Source organism: Modestobacter italicus, from assembly GCF_000306785.1.
Classification (GTDB): Bacteria; Actinomycetota; Actinomycetes; order Mycobacteriales; family Geodermatophilaceae; genus Modestobacter; species Modestobacter italicus.
On record NC_017955.1, the window covers coordinates 2,846,639 to 2,866,863 of the forward strand.

Genomic DNA, 20,225 nt, shown 5'->3' on the forward strand with positions numbered 1-20,225 from the left:
CTGCGGTCGGACTCCGGTGCCCAGAGTCTGCCGACATCCACCGTCGGCGTCACCCGATGACCCGTGCCGCCTCGGCCGTCGCCCGGGCGGGTCGTGCGATCCGGACGACCGGTCCGCACCATGGTGCCGCTGCCGCCCGGGTGACGTCCGGGCACGGTCAGCGGAACGCGGTTCGCCCGGGCGGGGTCCCGTCGACCTGCGACGAGGTGCTGTCGGTGGCGGCGAGGAGCCGCTGGGACAGGGCCCGCACCAGCGGTCGCAGCTCCTCCGGGCCCACGATCTCGAACGGACGGTCGATCCCGGCCAGCACGCCTGGCACCCAGTGCAGCTCCTCGGCCCGGATGACCACCCGGACCCGGTGCGGCGCGGCGGCGTCCTCCTCGACGGTGGCGAGACCGACGGGGAACAGGGCACGCACCGGGTCGGCCGGGCCGTCGACCAACAGCGTGACCACGTGCCGGCGCGGCGCACCGGCGATGGCAGCCAGCACCGCACCGGCCGGGTCGAACCCCGCCGGGACGTCGAAGGTCCCGGGCAGCGGCCGGGCGGTCTCGATGCGGTCCAGCCGGAGGGCACGCACCCCACCGCCGACCGGGTCGGCGCCGGTCAGGTACCAGCGCCCGGCGTGCGCCACGATCCCGTAGGGGAGCACGGTCCGGGCGCTGGGCACCCCGCGGCCGTCGGTGTAGTCCACGGCCAGGGGGCGGCGGTCACGGGCCGCCTCGGCCACCGTGAGCAGGGTCGCCGTCCCGGCGCCGGCCGGCGCGCGGGGCGCAGCGGTGGACCCGGTGGTCTCCAGCACCGCTGCCAGCCGGCTGGCCAGGGCCGCCGGGAGGACCCGGCGCAGCTTGGCGGCGGCGCTCTCCACCGCCACGGCCGAGGTGGTCACCAGCCCGGCCCGCCCGGCCGCGACCATCCCCAGCAGGACTGCCAGCGCCTCCTCGTCGGTGAACATCAGCGGCGGCACACGCGAACCGGGCACCAGCCGGACACCGCCGTACCGCCCGCGCACCGATTCGACCGGGACGTCGAGGTCGGCCAGGTGGGCCACGTACCGGCGGACGGTCCGCTCGTCGACACCCAGCCGGGTCGCGAGGTCGCCGACCGTCCGCGTGCCGCCGGCCTGCAGGATCTCCAGCAGGGCGAGCACACGGGCCGTGGGGCGGGTCACCCGGACATCCTCCCGATACCGGGCGGGACCTGTCCGGTTACCGTCCTACCGTCCCCCGTATGACGCAGACACCCGCCACCCTGGTCTCGATCCGGATCATCACCGACGACGTCGCCCGGCTGGCCGCCTTCTACGAGCGCGTCACCGGCCACCCGGTCGCATGGTCGACCCCGGACTTCGCCGAGCTGCGGACCCCGGCCGGCACCCTGGCCCTCGGCAGCACCCGCACCGTGGCGCTGTTCGGAGCCGGTTCCGCCCGGCCCGCGGACAACCGCTCGGTCATCGTGGAGTTCCTGGTCGACGACGTCGACGCCGCCTACGACAGGATCAGCCAGGTGCCGACCGAGTTCGTCGGCGAGCCGACGACGATGCCCTGGGGCAACCGCTCCCTGCTGCTGCGCGACCCCGACGGCAACCTGGTCAACCTCTTCACCCCGGTCACGCCCGACGCGCGGGCGAGGCTCGGGCGGTGAACCTCGGGCTGGCCACGCGCCGACCGCGGCCCGGGTCCTCGTCGAGCACGTCGCGGGGAGCTGACCTGCACCCGCGAGCGGCGGGTCCGGCTCGACGACCGCGGCCGCGCAGGTCAGATCGTGTCGATGTACCGGTTCGTGCCGGGCACGGTGGGGACGAACGGGCTCGCGAACTCCAGCCGGGCGGTGCCCGCCCGGTCGAGCTCCGCGCGGTGGCCGCCGAAACGCTCCTGCCAGCCGTCCAGCGGGTCGTCCACGGTGAACCACAGCAGGCTGAGGCGCTGCTCGGCGCCGTCGCCGTAGGCACGGGGGATGCGCTTGGTCCGCTTCGCGAGCTGGTCGGGCAGGTCGGCGTCCAGGCTGACCAGGCACATCGCGGCCCGGGCCGAGGGCAGGTGCGCGGGGATGAAGTCGTGCACGAGCCAGGCGGTGAGCTGTTCCCGGTCGTGCCCCGGCTGCGCGCGGAGGACCTCCAGCACCACCCCGCCGAACGGGTGGTCCAGTGCGTGGACGTCGAGCGGGCCCTCGTCGTCCGGTGCGTCGTAGACCGCCTCGGCGTAGGGCTGGATCCTGCTGAAGACGTGCCGGCGCGGGATGTCGTCGACGTACATCCGCCCCTCCCCGGCCAGTCCGGCGATGGTGTCGCCCAGTGCCGAGCCCACCTCCTCGACGTGCCCCCTGCTGAAGAAGTTCAGGTGCAGGAAGCGGCCGGCCTCCGGCGGCTGGAACGTGGGGTCCTCCCCCACGACCCGGACCGCCTGGTGGCTGCGCGGTGAGATCCACCGGCGGCCGGCGAAGATCCACGGCAGGGCCATCCCACCGGCGTAGAAGTGGTCGTCGCCGTACCACTCGTTGAACGCCGCCTCGTGACCCGCGTCGGGCTCCATGAGGCTGACCCACACGGCACCGATGTGCACGTGCTGGGCGCGCAGCCGGCCCCGTGGCGGCGGTGCGGCGGTGGTGTCCGGGGGCTGGGCGGGCGCAGGCATGTGCAGATGCTGGACAGCTCACGACCGCGACGTCGAGACTCGCCTCTCACCCAGTGGGAGGACGGAGCCGGTGTCCGGTCGTGCCATCGAGGCGGGTCGATCGGTCCTGTCGCGCGCGGTGGCGGTGCTGGGCGCGTTCGACGAGGCGCACCGGGAGCTGACCGCGACCCAGGTGGCCGAGCGCGCCGCGCTGCCGCTGTCGACGACGCACCGGCTGCTCGGGGAGCTGGTCGACCACCAGGTCCTCGTCCGGCGCGCCGACCACTACGGCATCGGTTCCCGCCTGTGGTCGTGGGGGTTGCTCGCCCCCGTCCAGACCGGGCTCCGCGACGTCGCCGCACCGTTCCTGCAGGACGTCCACGTCGCCACCCGGGCCATCGTGCACCTGGTGGTGCGCAGCGGGACCTCGGCGCTGTACCTCGACCGGGTGTCGGGTCACGTGTCGCTGCCGGTCGTCAGCAGGGCCGGCAGCCGGCTGCCCCTGCACGCCACCGGCGCCGGCAAGGTCCTGCTGGCCCACGCTCCTGCCGACGTGCGCGACCGGGTGCTCGCCGACCTCCCGCGGGTGACGCCGTACACCGTGACCCACGCCGGCCGGCTGCGCGAGCAGCTGCGCCGGGTGCGCGAGCTGGGCCACGCGACCACCGCGGAGGAGATGGTGCTCGGCATGTCCTCCGTGGCGGTCCCCGTGGTCCGCGGCCCGGACCCGGACGGGCGGGACGACGGGGACTCCCCCGAGGTCGTCGCCGCGCTCGGGGTGGTGGTCCCGGCGGCCGGTCGGCACCGCCAGGGCCTCGTCGCGGTGCTGCAGGTGGCCGCCCGGGGCATCGGGCGCCAGCTGGACTCCCCCGGTCCCGGCAGCCGCTGAGCGCCGCGGCCCGGCCGGCGCCGCGTTACGGTGCGGCGGTGGTGGCCGATCGAGGCGCCAGGGACGGAGGTCGGACCCGGTGACCGAGGAGCCCGTCGTGCGGGCCGAGCTGGCGTACCTGGACCGGGGGACCACCGCCGGCCGGCAGTTCATCGCCCCCGGCGCGCGGGTCGCCACCGAGGTCGTCGAGCGGCACCCGGTGCGCATCCGCGACGGCCGGCCGGTGCGGGACTCCTTCAGCCTCGACGTCCAGGGGTTCGCGCTCGTCGACCACCGCAGCGCCGTCATCGACCTCACCGACCCGGCCGAGCTGGACGCCGGCTACGTCCCCGAGGTCTGCCGGTTCGTGCAGGAGCAGCTGGGCGCCGACCAGGTCCTCTCCCGCGGCTGGGAGCTGCGCCGCTCGGTCGCGCCGGCCGAGCACGGCGCGCAGCCGCCGGCCGCCGGGGTGCACGTCGACTACGCCCCCGACCACGTGGCCGGCATGGTGGCGCGGGCCCACGCCCGGCACCTCCCCGACGCCCCCGCGTACCGGCGGGCGGTGGTGACGAGCACCTGGCGGGTGTTCAGCCCGCCGCCGCAGGACTGGCCGCTGGCGCTGTGCGACGCCCGCACCGTCCCCGCGGACGACGGCGCGCCCATCACCACCTGGTTCGTCGACGAGCTGCCCGCGGACCCGTCGGGGCCGGTCGACCACCTCCGGCCGGTCGGCAGCAGCTGGAAGCCGTACCACCGCCCGGAGCACGCGTGGTGGTACTTCCCCGCGATGACCCGGGACGAGGTGCTGCTGATCAAGCTGGGCGACACCGACCGGGGCGCGGCCTGGGCCGCCCCGCACACCGCGTTCCCCGACCCGGCCGGCGCCGGCGGCGTGCCACGGCACAGCATCGAGTTCCGGACCTTCGCCTACTTCTGCTGAGCCGACCCGGCCCGGGGCCGGCGCCGGCCGCCCGCCCGCGGCCGGTGCCCGGTGACGGCGGCCGCTGCCGTCCGGGAGAGCAGCAGCGCCTCGACGAGCGGCAGCACCAGCAGGACGGCGAGCAGGACGAACGCGACGCGGAAGGCGTCGTCGGGCGCGTCCTCGGCGACCACGGTGCCGCCGACCCGGACCAGCAGCGCACCCACGGCCACGCCGAGCCCGGCGCCGAGCTCCTGCACGGTCGACATCAGCGGGTTGGCCGCGCTCATCCGGTCCGGCGCGATGTCGGCGAACGCGGTGGTGTTGTACGCGGTGAGCCCGATCGAGCGGAAGACCCCGCTGGCGACGAGCAGGCCGAGGAGCAGCGGCAGCGGGGTCGACGCCTGCAGCAGCACCATCGCGAGCAGGCAGACCGCCGAGCCGGCGATCGCCAGGAGCATCACCCCGCGGATGCCCAGCTCGCGCATGAGCCAGGTCGTCGCGGGCTTGACCACCACGTTGCCCACGAACAGCGCGATGACGACCGCACCCGCACGGGCGGCGGTCCAGCCGAGCCCGAGCTGGAAGAACAGCGCGAGCAGGAACGGGACGGCGGTCATCACCGCCCGGAAGCCGGACCCGCCGAGCGCCGCGACCCGAAAGGTCTCGATCCGCAGGGCCTGCAGGTCCAGCAGCGGCCGCCGGGCACGCCGCAGGTGGCGGACGGCCGCGGTCAGCGCCACCGCGGCGACGCCCAGGCCGAGGGCGACGACGGCGAGGTCCGGCCGGGTGGCCCCGAGGGCCTCCATGCCGACCACCAGCGCCGCGACGCCCGCGGCGGTGAGCAGGAAGCCGCGCCAGTCCAGCCCGGCGGCCTCCGCACCCCGGCCCTCGGGGACGAGCCGGCGGGCCAGGACCAGCGCGGCCACGCCGAGCGGCACGTTGATGAGGAAGATCCAGCGCCAGGAGGCGTAGGTGGCCAGCACCCCACCCAGCGCCGGCGCGACGACCGGCGCCGCCAGCGCCGGCCAGGTCAGGTAGGCGATCGCCTTCACCAGGTCGGACTTCGCCGTGGTGCGCAGCACGACCAGCCGCCCGACCGGCACCATCATCGCCCCGGCCGCCCCCTGCACCACCCGGGCGGCGACGAGCAGCGGCAGGCTGGTGGCCGCGGCGCAGCCGACCGAGGCGATCGTGAAGCCCGCGATCGCGACCATGAACACCCGCCGGGTGCCGAACCGGTCGGCGAGCCAGCCGCTGATCGGGATGAGCACGGCGAGGGTCAGCACGTACGCGGTGATCGCCACGTTGACCGCGACGGCGGGGACGCGCAGGTCGTCGGCGATGTGCGGCGCCGCCGGGGCGATCACGGTGCCGTCGAGGAACTCCATGAACGACGCGCCGGCCACGAGCAGCGCCAGGCCACGGCGGAGCTCGCCGGGGCGCTCGGTCCCCACGTCCGCGCCCATGCTGCCCCTCCCCCGCTCTTCGGCCGCCGACCGACCGACCACACCCTGCCAGGACGGCCGGAACTGCCCGTCGCCCCCTCGCAGCGGACCGGCGTTCGGAGGTCCGGCTGCGCGTGGGCGATGTGTGGCCGGACGCGGGTCAGGGAAGGTCTGCCCCGCGCGTCGGCTGACGTGACCTGATCGACGGAGAGCGACGCCACGTGTCCGAAGCAACCGCCCGACCATGGGTCCTGGCCCGACCGCCCCGCGGGCACGACTGCCGGTCCTGGTCACCGCAGCACCTGCGTGACCTCCCCCAGGTCCGCCGGGAGTTCCGGACCTGGGTCACCGCCGCCGTCGAGGACGCGCCGCAGCCGCGGGAGAACGGGATCGAGGAGTCCGTCCTCGCCCTGGACGAGCTGATGTCGAACGCCCTGCGGCACGGGCGGGCACCGGTCGAGGTCGAGGTCTGCACCAGCGAGGGCGGCGTGCTGCTCTCCGTCGCCGACCGCGCCGCCGAGGACCCGCCGCGCCCGACCTCCACCCGCGACCCCGGCCAGGGCGGCATGGGGCTGGGCATGATCGCCGACTTCGCCCTCGACTGCGGGTGGTTCGCCCCCGGCGACCAGAAGGTGGTCTGGGCGGTCATGCCCTCGTCCACCCCGTGACCGCGGCGCCGCTCCTCGTCAGGGCTGGTCGTGCACGGTGATCGCGTAGCCGTCGGGGTCGGCGAAGGTGAAGGCCGTGCCGAACGGGGTCGTGGAGGGCGCGGCGAGCACCGGCACCCCGGCGGTGACCAGGTCGTCGTGCAGCGCCTGGGCGTCGTCGGCGGCCAGCCAGAGGGCCACCCCGGCCCCGGGTCGGGGGCGGACGGCGTCGACGTCGGTGCCCGGCAGCGGCGCCCGGACGGCGAAGGCGATCGGCGCGGTGGCGAACACCACCGCACCGGGCGGGGACGCCGGCGCCCGACGCAGGCCGAGCCGCTGCTCGTAGAAGCTGGCTGCGGCCTCGACGTCCCGCACCTGCAGGGCGATGAAGTCCGGTCCGGTGACGGTCATGGGGTTCCTCCTGCGAGTCATGTCAGGTTCCTGACATCGCGAACGTATGTCAGGATGTTGACATGAGGCAAGTGGGTGACCTCGACGCGTCGATCGGCTACGCGCTGAAGCAGACGGCTGCCGCGCTGCGCGGGGCGATGGACGACGCCCTCCGACCGCTGGACCTGTCGGTGCCGCAGTACTCCTCGCTGGAGGTGCTGGGCCAGCAGCCGGGGATCTCCGCCTCCGAGCTCGCCCGGCGCACCTTCGTCACCCGGCAGTCGATGCAGGGCGTGCTGCAGGCGCTGGCCGCCCGCGGCCTGCTCACCCGGCCGGCCGCGGCACCGCAGGGGCGCGCGCTGCCGACCGAGCTCACCCCGGACGGGCAGGCACTGCTCCGCCGGGCCAGCCGGGCGGTCGCCGGGGTCGAGCAGCGGATGCTCGACGGGCTCTCCGCCGACGACCAGCGCCGGCTGCACGCCGACCTGGTCCGCTGCGCCGAGGCGCTGCGGCGGCCGTGACCAGCCGGAGCCGGACTCAGCTCCGGCCCACGTCGGGTGACCACGTGGGGTCGGTGCCGGCCGGCAGCTCCACGAACCCGGGCAGTCCCCGGAGCGCGTTCTCCTCGCCGCCCGGGGTGTAGGTCGCGATCAGGCGCAGCGGCTTCCAGCCGGTGTTGAAGGTGGAGTGCAGCGTGCCCCGGGGGACCCAGATCGCGTCGCCCGCGACGACGTCGAACTCGGGGGCGTCACCGACCGTCTGGCGCCCGGTGCCCTCGACGACGTAGAGGACCTCGTCGGCGTCCGGGTGCTCGTGGCGCTCGTGGCCCTTCCCGGGGTTGATGGCCACCTCGCCGAAGGAGGAGGTCGCGTCGCCCACCGTGCCCGGCGTGACCAGCCACTTGATGGCGCCCCAGTCGAAGACCATGGTGGGGAGGTCCTTCGGCTGCCGGTGCATGGCGCTCTCCTCGTCGTCGGTGCGGGCTGCCCGGGAGGGCAGCCGGCGACGACATCCTGGCGCGGGTGGGTCAGCCCCGCGAGGCGCGGCGGATCCGGCGCCTGGTCTTCATGCCGTACATCCCCAGGTCCGCCCGGAGCATGACGTCGTCCGGGTCGTCGCCCGGCCGGCCGACGGCCGTGCCGGTGCTGGCGCCGACGTGGACCGGGGTCCCGGCCACCTCGACCGGCTGGGCCATGAGGTGGTCGAACCGGCGCACCCGGTCGGCGAGGGCCTCCTCGTCGCCGTCGGCGCAGAGCAGCACGAACTCGTCGCCCCCCAGCCGCGCCACCACGTCGTCGGGTCCGGCCAGCTCCCGCAACCGCTCGGCGACGGCGACGAGCACCCGGTCACCGGCCGCGTGCCCGTGCCGGTCGTTGACGGCCTTGAAGTCGTCGAGGTCGCAGAACACCAGCCCGCAGCCGGTGCCCGACCCGGGGTCCAGGTGCGCGCCGAGGACCATGAACAGCGCGCCCCGGTTGGCCGCGCCGGTCAGCGCGTCGGTCATCGCCAGCCGCTGCACCTCCGCCTCGCGCTCGCGGTGCACGGTGACGTCGATGCCGATGAAGGCGACCGCGTAGGGCCGGCCGTCCTCGTGCACCAGGACGCTGGTCTGCAGCTCGATCCGCCGCTTGACGCCCTCCCCGCTCAGCCAGTCGACCTCGCCGGGGATCGCCGGCGCCCCGGAGAGGACGGTCGCGACCGCGGTCCGGGCCAGCGCCACCTCCTCCGGGAGGGTCACCACCTCCCAGAACGGACGACCGATCAGCTGGTCCTCCGACGAGCCGGTGAACCGCTGCAGCGCCGGGTTGGCCAGCAGCATGGTCCCCTGGCCGTCGCAGACGACGACCAGGGCGGCGGTCGCCTCGAGCGTCGCCCGGGCCAGCCCGTCCAGCACCACCGCGGGCACCGAGACGGTGGCCGGGCGCGCCGGCGCCGGCTCCTCCCCCACGCGTCGAACTGCGTGCACCGTCGGTCCCATCGCGTCGGGTCTGCTGTCACCCACACCATCGGCCGCGGCGCACCGGAGCTTGGGGTCCGACCACCCGAACAGGTGAGACCCCCGCCGCCGGGCGATCAGGCGGCCGGCTCCTGGTCGCGGTTGACCAGGATGGCCAGCTGGGTGCGGGTGCGGATGTCCAGCCGGCGGAGCACGGCGGTCAGGTGGCTCTTGACCGTCGCCGGGCTCAGGAACAACCGGCCGGCGATCTCCTCGTTGCTCAACCCCTCGGCCACCAGCAGGGCCACGTCCCGCTGCCGCTCGGTGAGCTGGTCCACGGCCCGCCCGCCCGCGCCGACCGGCTCGGCGTCACCGGTCAGGTGGCGCACGAGCTGGCTGGTGACGGCCGCGTCCAGCGCGGTCTCCTGCCGGGCCAGCGACCGGACGGCGTCGACCAGGCTCTGCGCCGCCGAGCGGCGCGGCAGGACGCCGCGCACCCCCGCCTGCAGGACCTCGATCAGCCCGGCGTCGCCCCGGGCGCGGGTCTCCGCGAGCACCAGCACCCCGGTACCGCGCTGGCACAGGCTCCGGAGCAGCGGCACGCCCGAGGGCCCCACCAGCCCCTGAGCGACGACGATGACCTGCGCCCCCGGGCCGTCGACCACGTCGAGCGCCTCCGCGACGTGGCTGGTCTCGGCGACGACGGCCATGTCCGGCTGCGTCTCGAGGACCACCCGCAGACCGAGGCGGAACACCTCCTGGTCCTCGCACAGCAGCACCCGCACCAACGGCCTCGGCGGCCGGGTGGTGGGCGGCCGGAGACCGGACCCGGCCGTACCCGGCTCGGGCGTCGGCGGGCGCGGGCGGCCGTGCGTCGCTTCTCCAGCACTGTGCTCGATCGTGAGGACCCCCGTCACGCGACCGGTGCCGCCGTCGCCGAGCCGTGCAGCGGAACGGTGGCCGGCGGTCGCCCGTCTCACGACCGAGGAAACGGTAGCGCACCACCGGGTTGTGGTGCGGTTTCGCGTCCAGAGATCTGACAGCTCGTGCTCAGCCGGCCGGGTGCCGCCGGTCGCCGCCCGGGGCGACGGCGTGGCGTCAGGACCAGTGGGTGGTGAGCCGGACGCTGTTGCCGTGCGCGTCGCGGCGCAGCGCGACGTGGTCGCAGAGCTGCCGGGCGAGCCACAGGCCCATCCCGCCGGCGGACAGGTCGGTGCCGTGCGCCGGCCCGTACCCGGCGAAGGGGTCGGCCGGTCCGGGACCGGCGTCGGCGATGGTGCACAGCAGGGTGCCCGGGGTCGCCCACAGCCGCAGGCTCGCCGGCGGGCGGCCGTGCCGGACGGCGTTGGAGGTCATCTCGTCGACGGCGAGCAGGAAGTCCTCGGCGAGGTCGGCGGGGGCCGCCACGTCGGTGAGGTGGCCGGCGACGGTGCGGCGCACGGCAGCGAAGTGGGTGACGTCGGTGGCGGAGAACGTCGGGGTGGTGCGCTCCAGCGGCTCGTCCGGGACGACCAGGCCGGCCAGGTAGCCGGCCGGGTCGACGTGGTCGGGGTTGGCGGTCCGCCCGGATGCACCGACCAGGTGCGGGTGCGCCGCGCGGACGGTGGCCAGCACCGGCTCGGGCAGGGCGGCGTCGAACACGCACAACCCCCACAGCGGCAGGTCCGCGAACGCGGCGTTGACGACCGCCTCGTAGCGCTGCCACTCGTACCGGTCGGCGTCGGTGGTGCCGAAGTCCGTCTCGCCGACCACGCGCACCCGCCGGCCGGGGCCGGCCTGCTCGGCCAGCCCGCGGAACGTGGTGATCGCCGTCGGCGTCCGCGCCCGGTACAGCGCGTGCCGCTCCAGGACCAGCACGAGCGGGTGGTCACCGACGGCGTCCCGCAGCACCTCGGTGGCCGCGGGACCGGCCGCGATCACCACACCGTCACCGCAGGCGAGCCCGTCGAGCAGGAACGGCGCGGCCCCGGCCGCCAGCTCCTCGGTGGAGCGGTACACCAGGCCGTCATGGCGGAACCCCAGGTCCCCGGCTCCAGCCGTCACGACGCCTCCACTGTGGTGCAGACCCAACCCGTCCCCCGTCGATGATGCGCGCCGTCCGTCCGGTGCCGACCCGGCACCTGCCGGTGCTGTTCCGGCTCCCCGGCTCACGGGGGCCGGGTCTGGTCAGCTGCTGGGCAGCTCGCCGGTCTCGACGAGCTGGGTGGCGACGTCACGGAGCTTCCGGTTCGTGTGCTGCGAGACGGTCGTCAGCAGCTCGAACGCGGCGGCAGCGGTCACGCGCCGGCGTTCCATGAGGATGCCCTTGGCCTGCTCGATCACGGCCCGGGAGTCCATCGCCCGTTCCAGCCCCTCGGCGCGTGCGGTCGCCCGCTCGGCACCGCGGAGCGCGCCCAGACCGGCGGCCGCGGTCTCGGCGACCCGGGCGGCCACCCGGCGCGCCCCGGGGTCGGTGAAGGCGCCGACCTCCCCGGCGTAGAGGTTCAGCGCCGCCTGCGGACCCCCGACGGTGGTCAGGGAGACCGACAGCGAGCTCAGCGACCCGCGCGCGGCGGCGGCCGCGGCGTAGGCCCGCCACCGGGGATCGGTGCGGGCGTCGACCACGTCGACGTCCTCGCCCCCGACCGCCGCCGCCAGGCACGGCCCGCCGCCCAACCGGTACTGCTGCTGGTCGAGCTCCCAGGCCAGCTGACCGGCGAAGCCGGGCGTCACAGGACCAGGCTCGGCCACCAGCGTGACCGATGCCGCGAGGACCCCGGGGACGACCGTGGCCGCCAGGTCGCTGATCGACGTCAGGAACGGCCCAGCCACGTGGCTGCCACCAGACCCGTCGGCCGGCACGGACACGCAGCTCCACCCCTCACTCGACCGTACGGATCGGTTCCATGTTGCGCGCAACCGACCACGCCGTCCAGTCGGCCCCGGCACAGCCGGCCCGGAGCGGGCCCGTGCCCGCGTCGGCACCCCGACCGCCGGGGCCGCCGGGCGCACCGGCAGCCCGTGCGGCAGCATCTGCGCCAGTGGCACGGTGCGACGACCCGACGATGCCCACCCGCCTGGACACCAGAGCCGGGGTGGCCCCTGAGCGGAGGACTGGTTGGGTCTGGACCCGGCACGAGCAGGTCAGCACGGTCCCGGGGTGGACTTCGCTGCGATGTTCTCCTCGCTGCCCACCGCCTACCTCGTCATGGACCCCGACCTGGTCATCGTCGAGGCCAACCCGGCCTACCTGCAGCTGCTCGGCCGCACCCGGGACGAGCTGGTCGGCCGCTACGTGTTCGACGCCTTCCCACCCGCTCCGGACGCGCTGGACGTCGACGGCACCAACCCGCTGCAGACGTCGTTCGAGACGGCCCGGGACACCGGCGAGCCCGACGTCATGCCGCTGTTCCGGTACGAGGTCCTGGACCAGGTGACCGGCCGGTCGGTGCCCCGGGCCTGGTCGCTGATCAGCTCCCCCGTCCTCGACGACGCCGGCCGCACCCAGCTGGTGCTGCAGCGGGTGGAGGACGTGTCGGAGTACCTGGCCGAACGCGAGCGGATCGCCGAGGCCGGCCCGAGCAGCAGCTGGGCCCGGCTCGACGGGCTCGAGGCCGACCTGTTCGCCCGCACCCAGGAGCTGCGGTCGGCGCTCGCCTCCCGCGAGGCCGTCACCAGCAGGTTGGCCGCGACGGCGCAGGTGGTGCTGCAGCTGGCGGCTGCCGAGTCGGTCGCCGACGTCACCGACACCCTCGCCGGCGCCGGTCTGGCCGCGCTGGGTGCCGATGGCGGTGCGATCGCGCTGCGCGACGACGAGGACGGCGTCATCCGGCTGACTGTCACCCCGTCCCTGGCGCCGGGGACGCACCAGCACGTCGGCTCCATCGCGCTGGGGAGCCGGCTGCCCGCGGCCTGGGCAGCAAGCACCGGGGAGACGGTGGTCCACCGGGACCAGGCCGAGGCGGAGGCCTGGACGCCGGAGATGCGCGAGGCGTTCGCGCAGTCCGGGCAGCGCTCGTGGATCACCGTCCCGCTCAGCACCGGCGGCCGGTCGCTGGGGTCGCTGGTCGCCGGGTGGGAGACCGAGCGCACCTTCTCCCCGGAGGAGGTCGAGCTGGTGCGTGCTTTCGGCGTCCAGTGCGCCCAGGCACTGCACCGGGTGCGGGCGCTGACCCGGGAACGGCACGAGGCCCAGCGCAGCCGGGCGCTGGCCGAGGAGCTCCAGCGCAGCATGCTCACCGACCCCCTCCAGCCCGACCACTGCCAGATCGCCGTGCGCTACCTGCCCGCCGCCGCCGCGGCGCAGGTCGGCGGGGACTGGTACGACGCGTTCCTGCAAGGCGACGGGGCGCTCGACCTGGTCATCGGCGACGTGGTCGGCCACGACACCACCGCCGCGGCGACCATGGGGCAGCTGCGCAGCCTGCTCCGCGGTATCACCGTGATCGGTGACCCCGGGCCGGCGCAGGTGCTCGACGGCCTGGACACCGCGATCAGCCGCCTGGACCTGGCCACCTACGCCACCGTGGGGATGGCCCGGCTGGAACGGACCGCCGAGGAGACGGGGCGCGTCACGCGCCTGCGCTGGGCGAGCGCCGGCCACCTGGCGCCGGTGGTCGTCGGTGCCGACGGTGAGCTCGTCGACGTCCCCGAGCCGCCCGGCCGGCTCATGCTCGGGGTCGACCCGGCGCACACCCGCGGGGACAGCGTCCTGGAGCTGCAGGGCGGCGCCACCGTGCTGCTCTACACCGACGGCCTCGTCGAACGCCCCGGGACCGACCTGGACACCGGGGTGGCCGCGCTGCAGCACCTCGTCCGCGACCTGGCCCACCTCCCCCTGGAGGAGCTGTGCGACCGGGTCCTCGACCAGCTGGTGGGCGAACACCCCGCCGACGACGTCGCCCTCGTCGCCGTCCGGCTCCACCGCGAGGACCGACCACGCCCCGCTGAGGCCGGCCCCGACCGGCTACCGGACGACGTCGCCCTCCCCGTCGGGGAACGCGCGGTCGGCAGCACTGCCCGCGCCCACACCGGCTGACCGGACACCGGCTCCACCTCGTGGCCCCCGCGCCGGCCGGCCCATGGCGGTCCTGCGGGGCGGCCAGCGGTCGTCCGGCGACCCCCTCGCGCGGACCACCGGCTGTCCGCACCGCGGCGCGGTACCGGTAGCCGGAGACCGAGGTCAGTCCCGGTCGCCTGACATGGCCCGGCGGCGCACCCGCCGGTCGAACCTGTCGTGCCTGCCACCCAGTGGACGGCCCAGGTGCTCCCCCAGCGACACCCCGGCGGCGAGGGCGAGCCCGATGGCCAGGGCGCCCACGAGGGCGGCCGACCCGCCCGGGATGTCAGCCTCCACGACCAGCGCGAACAGGCCCCGGTAGATCGCCAGGCCAGGGAGGAGCGGGACGATCCCGCACACCACGACGAGCAGCGGGGGGATCTGCAACCGGTCGGTCAGGGACGCCGAGCAGAAGCCGACGACCACGGCGGCGGTCGCGCTGGCCACCGCCGGCCCCGCGCCGACCGCGCCGGCGACCCAGTAGGCCGTCCACGACAGCGCGCCGGCCACCGTGGCCAGGCCGATCGCCCGTACCCGCGCGTACGACGCCAGCGCCCAGGACCCGGCGATCCCCGCGGCCGCGACCAGGGTGACCGCGAACGGCACGCCCGCGGTCGCCGGATCAGCCACCGTCAGCGGGAGTCCGCCCCGCCGGGCGAGGTCCAGCACGCCCGCGATGCCGACGACGATGCCGGCCGTCAGGGTCACCACCTCGAAGGCCCGGGCGCCGGCGGTGACGGGGAACCCGTCGATCGCGTCCTCCGCGGCGCCGACGAGGGAGAGCCCGGCCAGGAGCACCACGATCCCCGCCGCGACGACCAGGGAGCTCCGGACGTCGACGTCCCAGGCCAGCAGCAGGACGGCCACCGTCGTCGCCACCGCGGCCCCGGCCGCCTGCTGGAAGAACATCGGCAGCCCGCGCCGGTTGAGGGTGCGGATGACCTGCTCGATGGTCGCGGTGGTCAACGCCGCGGTCAGCGCCGCCAGCCAGTCGCCCCCGAGCTGGACGGCGACGAACCCGGCCACGCCGGCCCAGCCCAGGGCGTGGACGCGCCGGTGGTAGGGGTTCGGGGAGGTCACGACGCGGTCGAGCCGGCGGTGCGCCTCCTCGACGGGCAGCCGTTCCGCCACGACCGCCCTGGCCAGGTCGGTGACCCCCTGGAGCCGCGAGTAGTCCAGCCCACGCGGGCGCACGATGCGCATGAGCGTCATCGGCAGGGCGCCGTCCCGGTCGAAGCTGATGGTCAGGGACGTGTGCGTGATGTCGACCTGGCAGCTGCGCAACCGGTACGCGGCGGCCACCCGGAGGACCGTGGCGGTCACGTCGGCCGCCGAGGCCCCGACAGCCAGGAGCGCCTCGCCGATCCGGAGCGCCAGCGCCAGTGCCGCGTGCGCGCTGAGGTCGTCCACCCCGCTCGCCTGGGCCCGCAGGCCGATGGGCGCGGTGGGAGGGCCCGAGCCCGAGAGCGCCCGCCGTGCCCGGTTCGGCAGGCGGCCCCACCGCTCACGACGGGAGGGGGTGGGGTCCACCCCTCCGAGGTTACGGACAGCCGGCGGGTGCACCTGCCACCGCACACGCATTGGCCCCGCAGGCGCCCTGCCCCGGGTGGATCGCCACCACGGTCAGCGGAAGACGACCGTGCTGTGCCCGTTGAGCAGGACACGCCGTTCGCTGTGCCACCGGACGGCCCGGGAGAGGGCGAGGGCCTCGGCGTCCCGGCCGACGATCGCCAGTGCCCGCGGGTCGTGGGTGTGGTCGATCCGGATCACCTCCTGCTCGATGATCGGGCCCTCGTCCAGGTCGGGGGTGACGTAGTGCGCGGTCGCCCCGACCAGCTTGACGCCGCGGTCGAAGGCCTGGTGGTACGGCTTGGCGCCCTTGAACCCCGGCAGGAACGAGTGGTGGATGTTGATCGCCCGGCCGCGCAGCGCACGGCACGCCTCGTCGGACAGCACCTGCATGTAGCGCGCGAGCACGACCAGGTCCGCACCGGTCTCGGTGACCAGGTCCAGGAGCCGTGCCTCGGCCTCGGCCTTCGTGCCCGGGGTGACGGGGACGTGGTGGAAGGGCAGGCCGGCGGCCTCGGCCATCGGCCGGAGGTCCTCGTGGTTGGAGACGACCGCCACCAGCTCACCGCCGAGGCTGCCGGCCCGCCAGCGGAAGACCAGGTCGTTGAGGCAGTGTCCGAGCCTGGAGACCATGACCAGGATCCGCTCCGGCCGCTCCCCCGTCATCGAGAACGTCATGCCGAACTCCTCGGCCACCGGCCGGAAGGCCGCGGCGAGCTGCTCGGCGTCGCCCTCCTCCGCGCACACGAAGGCGGTGCGCAGGAACAGCTGACCACGCGCCGCGTCGTCGAACTGCTGGTGCTCGACGATGTCGCAGGCGTGCTCGAACAGGAACCGGCTGACCGCGTGCACGATGCCGGGCCGCTCGGGGCAGCTCAGCGTGAGGGTGTGGGTGTGGGGCACAGGTGCCTCCTCAGCACTCGACGACGTTGAGGGCCAGCCCGCCGCGGGCAGTCTCCTTGTACTTGTCCTTCATGTCCGCACCGGTCTCGCGCATGGTCCTGATCGCCTTGTCCAGGGACACGTGGTGGCTGCCGTCGCCGCGGACGGCCATCCGGGCGGCGGTGATCGCCTTGACCGAGCCGACCGCGTTGCGCTCGATGCAGGGGATCTGCACCAGGCCGCCGATCGGGTCGCAGGTCAGGCCGAGGTTGTGCTCGATGCCGATCTCCGCGGCGTTCTCCACCTGTTCCGGCGTGCCCCCGAGCACCTCGGCCAGCGCTCCGGCCGCCATGGAGCAGGCCGACCCGACCTCGCCCTGGCAGCCCACCTCCGCTCCGGAGATCGAGGCGTTCTCCTTGAACAGCAGGCCGATCGCGCCGGCGGTGAGAAGGAAGCGCACCACGCCGTCGTCCGAGGCGGTGGGCACGAAGTCGCGGTAGTAGTGCAGGACGGCGGGCACGATCCCGGCGGCGCCGTTGGTCGGGGCGGTCACCACCCGGCCACCGGCCGCGTTCTCCTCGTTCACCGCCAGCGCGTAGAGGGTCACCCAGTCCATCGCCCGCAGAGGGTCGGTGTCGTCCGGGGCGGCCTCCAGCTGGGCCCGCAGCGTCGCGGCGCGCCGGCGCACCCTCAGCCCGCCGGGCAGCACACCGGGGGTGCTGGCGCCACGCTCGACGCACTCCTGCATGACCGCCCAGATGTGCAGCAGGCCGGCGCGGACCTCCGGCTCGCTGCGCCAGGACAGCTCGTTGGCCAGCATGACGTCGCTGATCGACAACCCGGTCCCCGCGGTGTGGGCCAGCAGCTCACCGCCGGTGCGGAAGGGGAACCGGACGGGGGTCGGGTCCGCCACCAGCGTCGGGCGGCCGGCCTCGTCCTCGTCGAGCACGAAGCCCCCACCGACCGAGTAGTACTCGCGACGGACGAGCTCGGCCCCGTCGGCGTCCAGGGCGCGGAAGACCATGCCGTTGCTGTGGAAGGGCAGCCGCTTGCGCCGGTGCAGCACGACGTCCTCGTCCGGGTCGAACGCGACCCGGTGCTCACCGGCGAGCAGCAGCTCGCCCTCGCTGCGCACGGCCGCGACCCGCGGCTCGGCGGCGACCGGGTCGACCCGGTCGGGCACCTCGCCCTCCAGCCCGAGGATGACCGCCCTGACGCTGCCGTGCCCGTGACCGGTGGCGCCGAGTGAGCCGAACAGCTCGCAGCGCACCCCGGCGGTGCTCGCCAGCAGCCCGTCGGAGCGCAGCCGGGCGGCGAACGTGGCCGCCGCCCGCATCGGGCCCACGGTGTGCGAGCTGGAGGGCCCGATGCCGACGGTGAAGAGGTCGAAGACGCTGATCGTCATGCCACGACGTCCCTCACCCGCGGATGCGGGTCATCCCCGGGTCGACCAGCGGCTCGGCGGTGACCGTCGCCGGGATGCGGCGGTCGAACCAGCCGATCTCCACCGCCGTGCCGACCCCGGCCGTGGCCGGCAGCCAGGCGTAGGCGATCGGCCTGCCGATCGTGTGGCCGAAGGCTGCGCTGGTGACGTAGCCGGCCGGCCGGCCGTCGACGTACACCGGCTCGTGGCCCAGCACGACGCTGGTGCCGTCGTCGACCGTCAGGCAGGACAAGCGCCGGCGCACGGTGTCCTCCCCGCGGTCGGCGATCGCCGCGCTGCCGACGAAGTCGCCCTTCTGCGTGCGGACGGCGAAGCCCAGCCCCGCCTCGTACGGGTCGTGCTCGGTGGTCATGTCCGAGCCCCACGAGCGGTAGCCCTTCTCCAGCCGCAGGCTGTTGAAGGCCGCTCGCCCGGCAGCGATCACGCCGAGCTCCTGCCCGGCCGCCCAGAGCACGTCCCACAGCCGCTGGCCGAGCTCCGCGCTGGTGTAGATCTCCCACCCGAGCTCACCGACGTAGGACAGCCGCATCGCGGTGACCGGGACGCCGCCGAGGGTGGCCTTCTTCGCGCGGAAGTACTTGAGGCCTTCGTTGCTGAAGTCGTCGTCGGACACCCGCTGCACCAGGTCGCGGGCGAGCGGGCCCCACAGTCCGACGCAGCACGTGCCGCCGGTGGTGTCGCGGACCTGCACGGAGCCGTCGGCGGGCAGCTGCCGGCGGAGGTGGTCGAGGTCGAGGTTGCTGTTGGCGCCGACCTGGAACACGTCGTGCCCCAGCCGGGCGACGGTGAGGTCGCTGCGCACGCCGCCGGACTCGTCCAGGGCGAGGGTGTAGGTGACCGAGCCGACCGACTTGTCCATCTGTCCGGTGGTCAGCCGCTGCAGCAGGTCGAGGGCGCCGGGGCCGCTGACCTCGAGCCGCTTCAGCGGGGTCATGTCGTACATCGCGACCGCGGTGCGGGTCTTCCACGCCTCGGCCGCGGCGATCGGGGACCAGAACCGGGCCGACCAGTCGTCGCGGGCCGGTGGCACCCACTCGGCGGGCAGCTGGTCGACCAGGCCGGCGTTGGCCTCGTACCAGTGCGGGCGCTCCCAGCCCGCCGCCTCGAGGAAGACCGCACCGAGCTCGCGCTGCCGGGTGTGGAAGGGGCTGACCCGCAGGTCGCGCGGGGACTCCTTCGGCTCCAGCGGGTGCAGGATGTCGTAGACCTCGACGAAGTTCTGCTGCGAGGTCTCCCGCACGTAGGCGTCGGTGAGCTGCACCTCCTCGAACCGGGCCACGTCGCAGCCGTGCAGGTCCAGCTCGCTGCGGCCCTCGACGAGCAGCTGGGCCACCGAGCGGGCGACGCCGGCGGAGTGGGTCACCCACACCGCCTCGGCGATCCAGAAGCCGGCGACGTCCGGGGACTCCCCGATCAGCGGCCCACCGTCGGGGGTGAACGAGAAGATGCCGTTGAACCCGTTGTCGATCTTGGCGCTGCGCAGGGAGGGCAGGAGCTCCTGGCTGTGCTCCCACTGCTCGGCGAAGTCCTCCTCGGTGAAGGGCAGCATCGAGGGCATCGCGGTGTCGGTGACCTCCCCCTCGGGCAGCTCGGCCAGGTCGACCGGCATCGGCCGGTGCGCGTAGGAGCCGATGCCGAGCCGGTCGCCCCGCTCGCGGTAGTACAGGTCGCGGTCCTGGTGGCGCAGGATCGGCATGCCGGCCTCGGTGAGCTCGTCGTTGCGGCCGACGAGCTCGGCGACCTGGCCGGTCCAGACCAGCTGGTGGGCGAGCGGCAGCAGCGGGACCCGCATGCCCACCATCGCGCCCACCGCGGGGCCCCAGAACCCGGCGCAGGAGACGACCACGTCGGCCGGGATGACGCCGCCGTCCGTGCGGACCCCGGTCACCCGCCCGCTGGCCTGCTCGATGCCGACCACCCGGGTCGAGCCCTGGAACACCGCGCCGCGGGCCTCGGCCCGGCGGGCGAGGGCGACCACCGCGCGGGACGCCTTGGCCAGGCCGTCGCTGGGCACGTGCAGGCCACCCAGGACCTGGTCGCGGTCGACCAGCGGGTGCAGCCGGACGCACTCCTCCGGGCTGAGCACCTCACCCTGGACGCCCCACGAGGTGGCCCAGCCCTGCCGGCGGTGCAGCTCGGCCAGCCGCTCGGGGGTGGTCGCCACCTCCAGCCCACCGACCTGGTTGAAGCACCAGGCGCCGTCGACGTCCAGGCCGAGCAGCTTGTCCACGGTGTAGGTGGCGAACTCGGTCATGGTCTTGGAGCCGTTGGTCTGGAACACCAGCCCGGGGGCGTGCGACGTGGACCCACCGGTCAGCGGCAGCGGCCCCTGGTCGACGACGGTCACCCGGTCCCAACCCCGGATCGTCAGCTCGTCGGCGAGGTTCGCCCCGACGATGCCTGCTCCGATGATCACCACACGGGGGGTGGTGGACATGACTGGTCTCCTCGCTGCAGGGCCGGACGGAGGGC

19 protein-coding genes are annotated in these 20,225 nt (G+C 75.0%); 6 read left to right on the forward strand and 13 right to left on the reverse strand.

Annotated features, from left to right (window positions below):
- Positions 1-157 precede the first annotated feature (157 nt).
- Complete coding sequence (locus tag MODMU_RS13770; RefSeq protein ID WP_014740888.1) at positions 158-1,171, reverse strand: helix-turn-helix transcriptional regulator; 1,014 nt, start codon at positions 1,169-1,171, stop codon at positions 158-160.
- A gap of 59 nt (positions 1,172-1,230) precedes the next feature.
- Here MODMU_RS13770 and MODMU_RS13775 point away from each other — a divergent pair, with 59 nt between their 5' ends.
- Complete coding sequence (locus tag MODMU_RS13775; protein WP_014740889.1) at positions 1,231-1,644, forward strand: VOC family protein; 414 nt, start codon at positions 1,231-1,233, stop codon at positions 1,642-1,644.
- A 113-nt stretch (positions 1,645-1,757) separates the two neighbouring features.
- Here the strand turns inward: MODMU_RS13775 and MODMU_RS13780 are convergent, their stop codons facing one another.
- The gene (locus MODMU_RS13780; RefSeq protein ID WP_014740890.1) at positions 1,758-2,633 is read right to left on the reverse strand and encodes a hypothetical protein; all 876 of its coding nucleotides are present in this window, start codon (positions 2,631-2,633) and stop codon (positions 1,758-1,760) included.
- Between the two features lie 70 nt (positions 2,634-2,703).
- Between MODMU_RS13780 and MODMU_RS13785 the strand changes: the two genes are divergently transcribed.
- Entirely contained in the window at positions 2,704-3,501 is a 798-nt protein-coding gene (locus tag MODMU_RS13785) for an IclR family transcriptional regulator (protein ID WP_014740891.1), read from the forward strand.
- A 79-nt stretch (positions 3,502-3,580) separates the two neighbouring features.
- Entirely contained in the window at positions 3,581-4,420 is an 840-nt protein-coding gene (locus MODMU_RS13790; protein WP_014740892.1) for a CmcJ/NvfI family oxidoreductase, read from the forward strand.
- Here the strand turns inward: MODMU_RS13790 and MODMU_RS13795 are convergent.
- Positions 4,408-5,868 carry an MFS transporter gene (locus tag MODMU_RS13795; protein WP_014740893.1) on the reverse strand — a complete coding sequence of 487 codons (1,461 nt, stop codon included), beginning with the start codon at positions 5,866-5,868 and terminating at the stop codon, positions 4,408-4,410. The two genes, MODMU_RS13790 and MODMU_RS13795, sit on opposite strands and share 13 nt — an antisense overlap.
- 200 nt (positions 5,869-6,068) lie before the next feature.
- On the opposite strand from MODMU_RS13795, the gene MODMU_RS13800 reads away from it, so the two are divergent.
- Positions 6,069-6,515, forward strand: coding sequence for an ATP-binding protein (locus MODMU_RS13800; RefSeq protein WP_014740894.1), 447 nt, complete (start codon positions 6,069-6,071; stop codon positions 6,513-6,515).
- Between the two features lie 18 nt (positions 6,516-6,533).
- On the opposite strand, the gene MODMU_RS13805 is transcribed toward MODMU_RS13800, so the two are convergent.
- Complete coding sequence (locus MODMU_RS13805) at positions 6,534-6,905, reverse strand: VOC family protein (protein WP_014740895.1); 372 nt, start codon at positions 6,903-6,905, stop codon at positions 6,534-6,536.
- A 62-nt stretch (positions 6,906-6,967) separates the two neighbouring features.
- Between MODMU_RS13805 and MODMU_RS13810 the strand changes: the two genes are divergently transcribed.
- Positions 6,968-7,405, forward strand: coding sequence for a MarR family winged helix-turn-helix transcriptional regulator (locus MODMU_RS13810; protein WP_014740896.1), 438 nt, complete (start codon positions 6,968-6,970; stop codon positions 7,403-7,405).
- 16 nt (positions 7,406-7,421) lie between these two features.
- Here MODMU_RS13810 and MODMU_RS13815 read toward each other — a convergent pair whose 3' ends face one another.
- The 5 genes from MODMU_RS13815 to MODMU_RS13835 form a co-directional block, all read right to left on the reverse strand.
- Positions 7,422-7,841, reverse strand: coding sequence for a cupin domain-containing protein (locus tag MODMU_RS13815; protein WP_014740897.1), 420 nt, complete (start codon positions 7,839-7,841; stop codon positions 7,422-7,424).
- Positions 7,842-7,911: 70 nt separating this feature from the next.
- Positions 7,912-8,832 carry a diguanylate cyclase domain-containing protein gene (locus tag MODMU_RS30045; RefSeq protein WP_014740898.1) on the reverse strand — a complete coding sequence of 307 codons (921 nt, stop codon included), beginning with the start codon at positions 8,830-8,832 and terminating at the stop codon, positions 7,912-7,914.
- A 125-nt stretch (positions 8,833-8,957) separates the two neighbouring features.
- Positions 8,958-9,737, reverse strand: a complete 780-nt coding sequence (locus MODMU_RS13825) for a LuxR C-terminal-related transcriptional regulator (RefSeq protein ID WP_166503492.1) — start codon at positions 9,735-9,737, stop codon at positions 8,958-8,960.
- 181 nt (positions 9,738-9,918) lie between these two features.
- A complete protein-coding gene (locus MODMU_RS13830; protein WP_014740900.1) occupies positions 9,919-10,863 on the reverse strand; it encodes a sensor histidine kinase in 945 nt (314 codons plus the stop codon).
- A 123-nt stretch (positions 10,864-10,986) separates the two neighbouring features.
- Positions 10,987-11,631, reverse strand: a complete 645-nt coding sequence (locus MODMU_RS13835) for an ANTAR domain-containing protein (RefSeq protein ID WP_041796723.1) — start codon at positions 11,629-11,631, stop codon at positions 10,987-10,989.
- A gap of 328 nt (positions 11,632-11,959) precedes the next feature.
- Here MODMU_RS13835 and MODMU_RS27080 point away from each other — a divergent pair, with 328 nt between their 5' ends.
- The gene (locus MODMU_RS27080; protein WP_014740902.1) at positions 11,960-13,837 is read left to right on the forward strand and encodes a SpoIIE family protein phosphatase; all 1,878 of its coding nucleotides are present in this window, start codon (positions 11,960-11,962) and stop codon (positions 13,835-13,837) included.
- A gap of 144 nt (positions 13,838-13,981) precedes the next feature.
- Here the strand turns inward: MODMU_RS27080 and MODMU_RS13845 are convergent, their stop codons facing one another.
- The 4 genes from MODMU_RS13845 to MODMU_RS13860 all read right to left on the reverse strand — a co-directional run bounded on the left by MODMU_RS13845 (position 13,982) and on the right by MODMU_RS13860 (position 20,190).
- Complete coding sequence (locus tag MODMU_RS13845) at positions 13,982-15,388, reverse strand: threonine/serine exporter family protein (protein ID WP_231851632.1); 1,407 nt, start codon at positions 15,386-15,388, stop codon at positions 13,982-13,984.
- Positions 15,389-15,481: 93 nt separating this feature from the next.
- On the reverse strand, positions 15,482-16,330 hold the full coding sequence (gene purU, locus MODMU_RS13850; protein WP_014740904.1) for a formyltetrahydrofolate deformylase: 849 nt from the start codon (positions 16,328-16,330) through the stop codon (positions 15,482-15,484).
- A gap of 10 nt (positions 16,331-16,340) precedes the next feature.
- On the reverse strand, positions 16,341-17,714 hold the full coding sequence (locus tag MODMU_RS13855) for an L-serine ammonia-lyase (protein ID WP_014740905.1): 1,374 nt from the start codon (positions 17,712-17,714) through the stop codon (positions 16,341-16,343).
- 13 nt (positions 17,715-17,727) lie between these two features.
- Positions 17,728-20,190, reverse strand: coding sequence for a GcvT family protein (locus tag MODMU_RS13860; protein WP_014740906.1), 2,463 nt, complete (start codon positions 20,188-20,190; stop codon positions 17,728-17,730).
- Positions 20,191-20,225 lie beyond the last annotated feature (35 nt).

Coding starts and splice junctions, on each gene's coding strand:
- MODMU_RS13815 (WP_014740897.1), bottom strand. CDS start 7,841: ATGCACCGGCAGCCGAAGGACCTCCCCACCATGGTCTTCGACTGGGGC.
- MODMU_RS13775 (WP_014740889.1), top strand. CDS start 1,231: ATGACGCAGACACCCGCCACCCTGGTCTCGATCCGGATCATCACCGAC.
- MODMU_RS13810 (WP_014740896.1), top strand. CDS start 6,968: ATGAGGCAAGTGGGTGACCTCGACGCGTCGATCGGCTACGCGCTGAAG.
- MODMU_RS13860 (WP_014740906.1), bottom strand. CDS start 20,190: ATGTCCACCACCCCCCGTGTGGTGATCATCGGAGCAGGCATCGTCGGG.
- MODMU_RS13855 (WP_014740905.1), bottom strand. CDS start 17,714: ATGACGATCAGCGTCTTCGACCTCTTCACCGTCGGCATCGGGCCCTCC.
- MODMU_RS13780 (WP_014740890.1), bottom strand. CDS start 2,633: ATGCCTGCGCCCGCCCAGCCCCCGGACACCACCGCCGCACCGCCGCCA.
- MODMU_RS13805 (WP_014740895.1), bottom strand. CDS start 6,905: ATGACCGTCACCGGACCGGACTTCATCGCCCTGCAGGTGCGGGACGTC.
- MODMU_RS13795 (WP_014740893.1), bottom strand. CDS start 5,868: ATGGGCGCGGACGTGGGGACCGAGCGCCCCGGCGAGCTCCGCCGTGGC.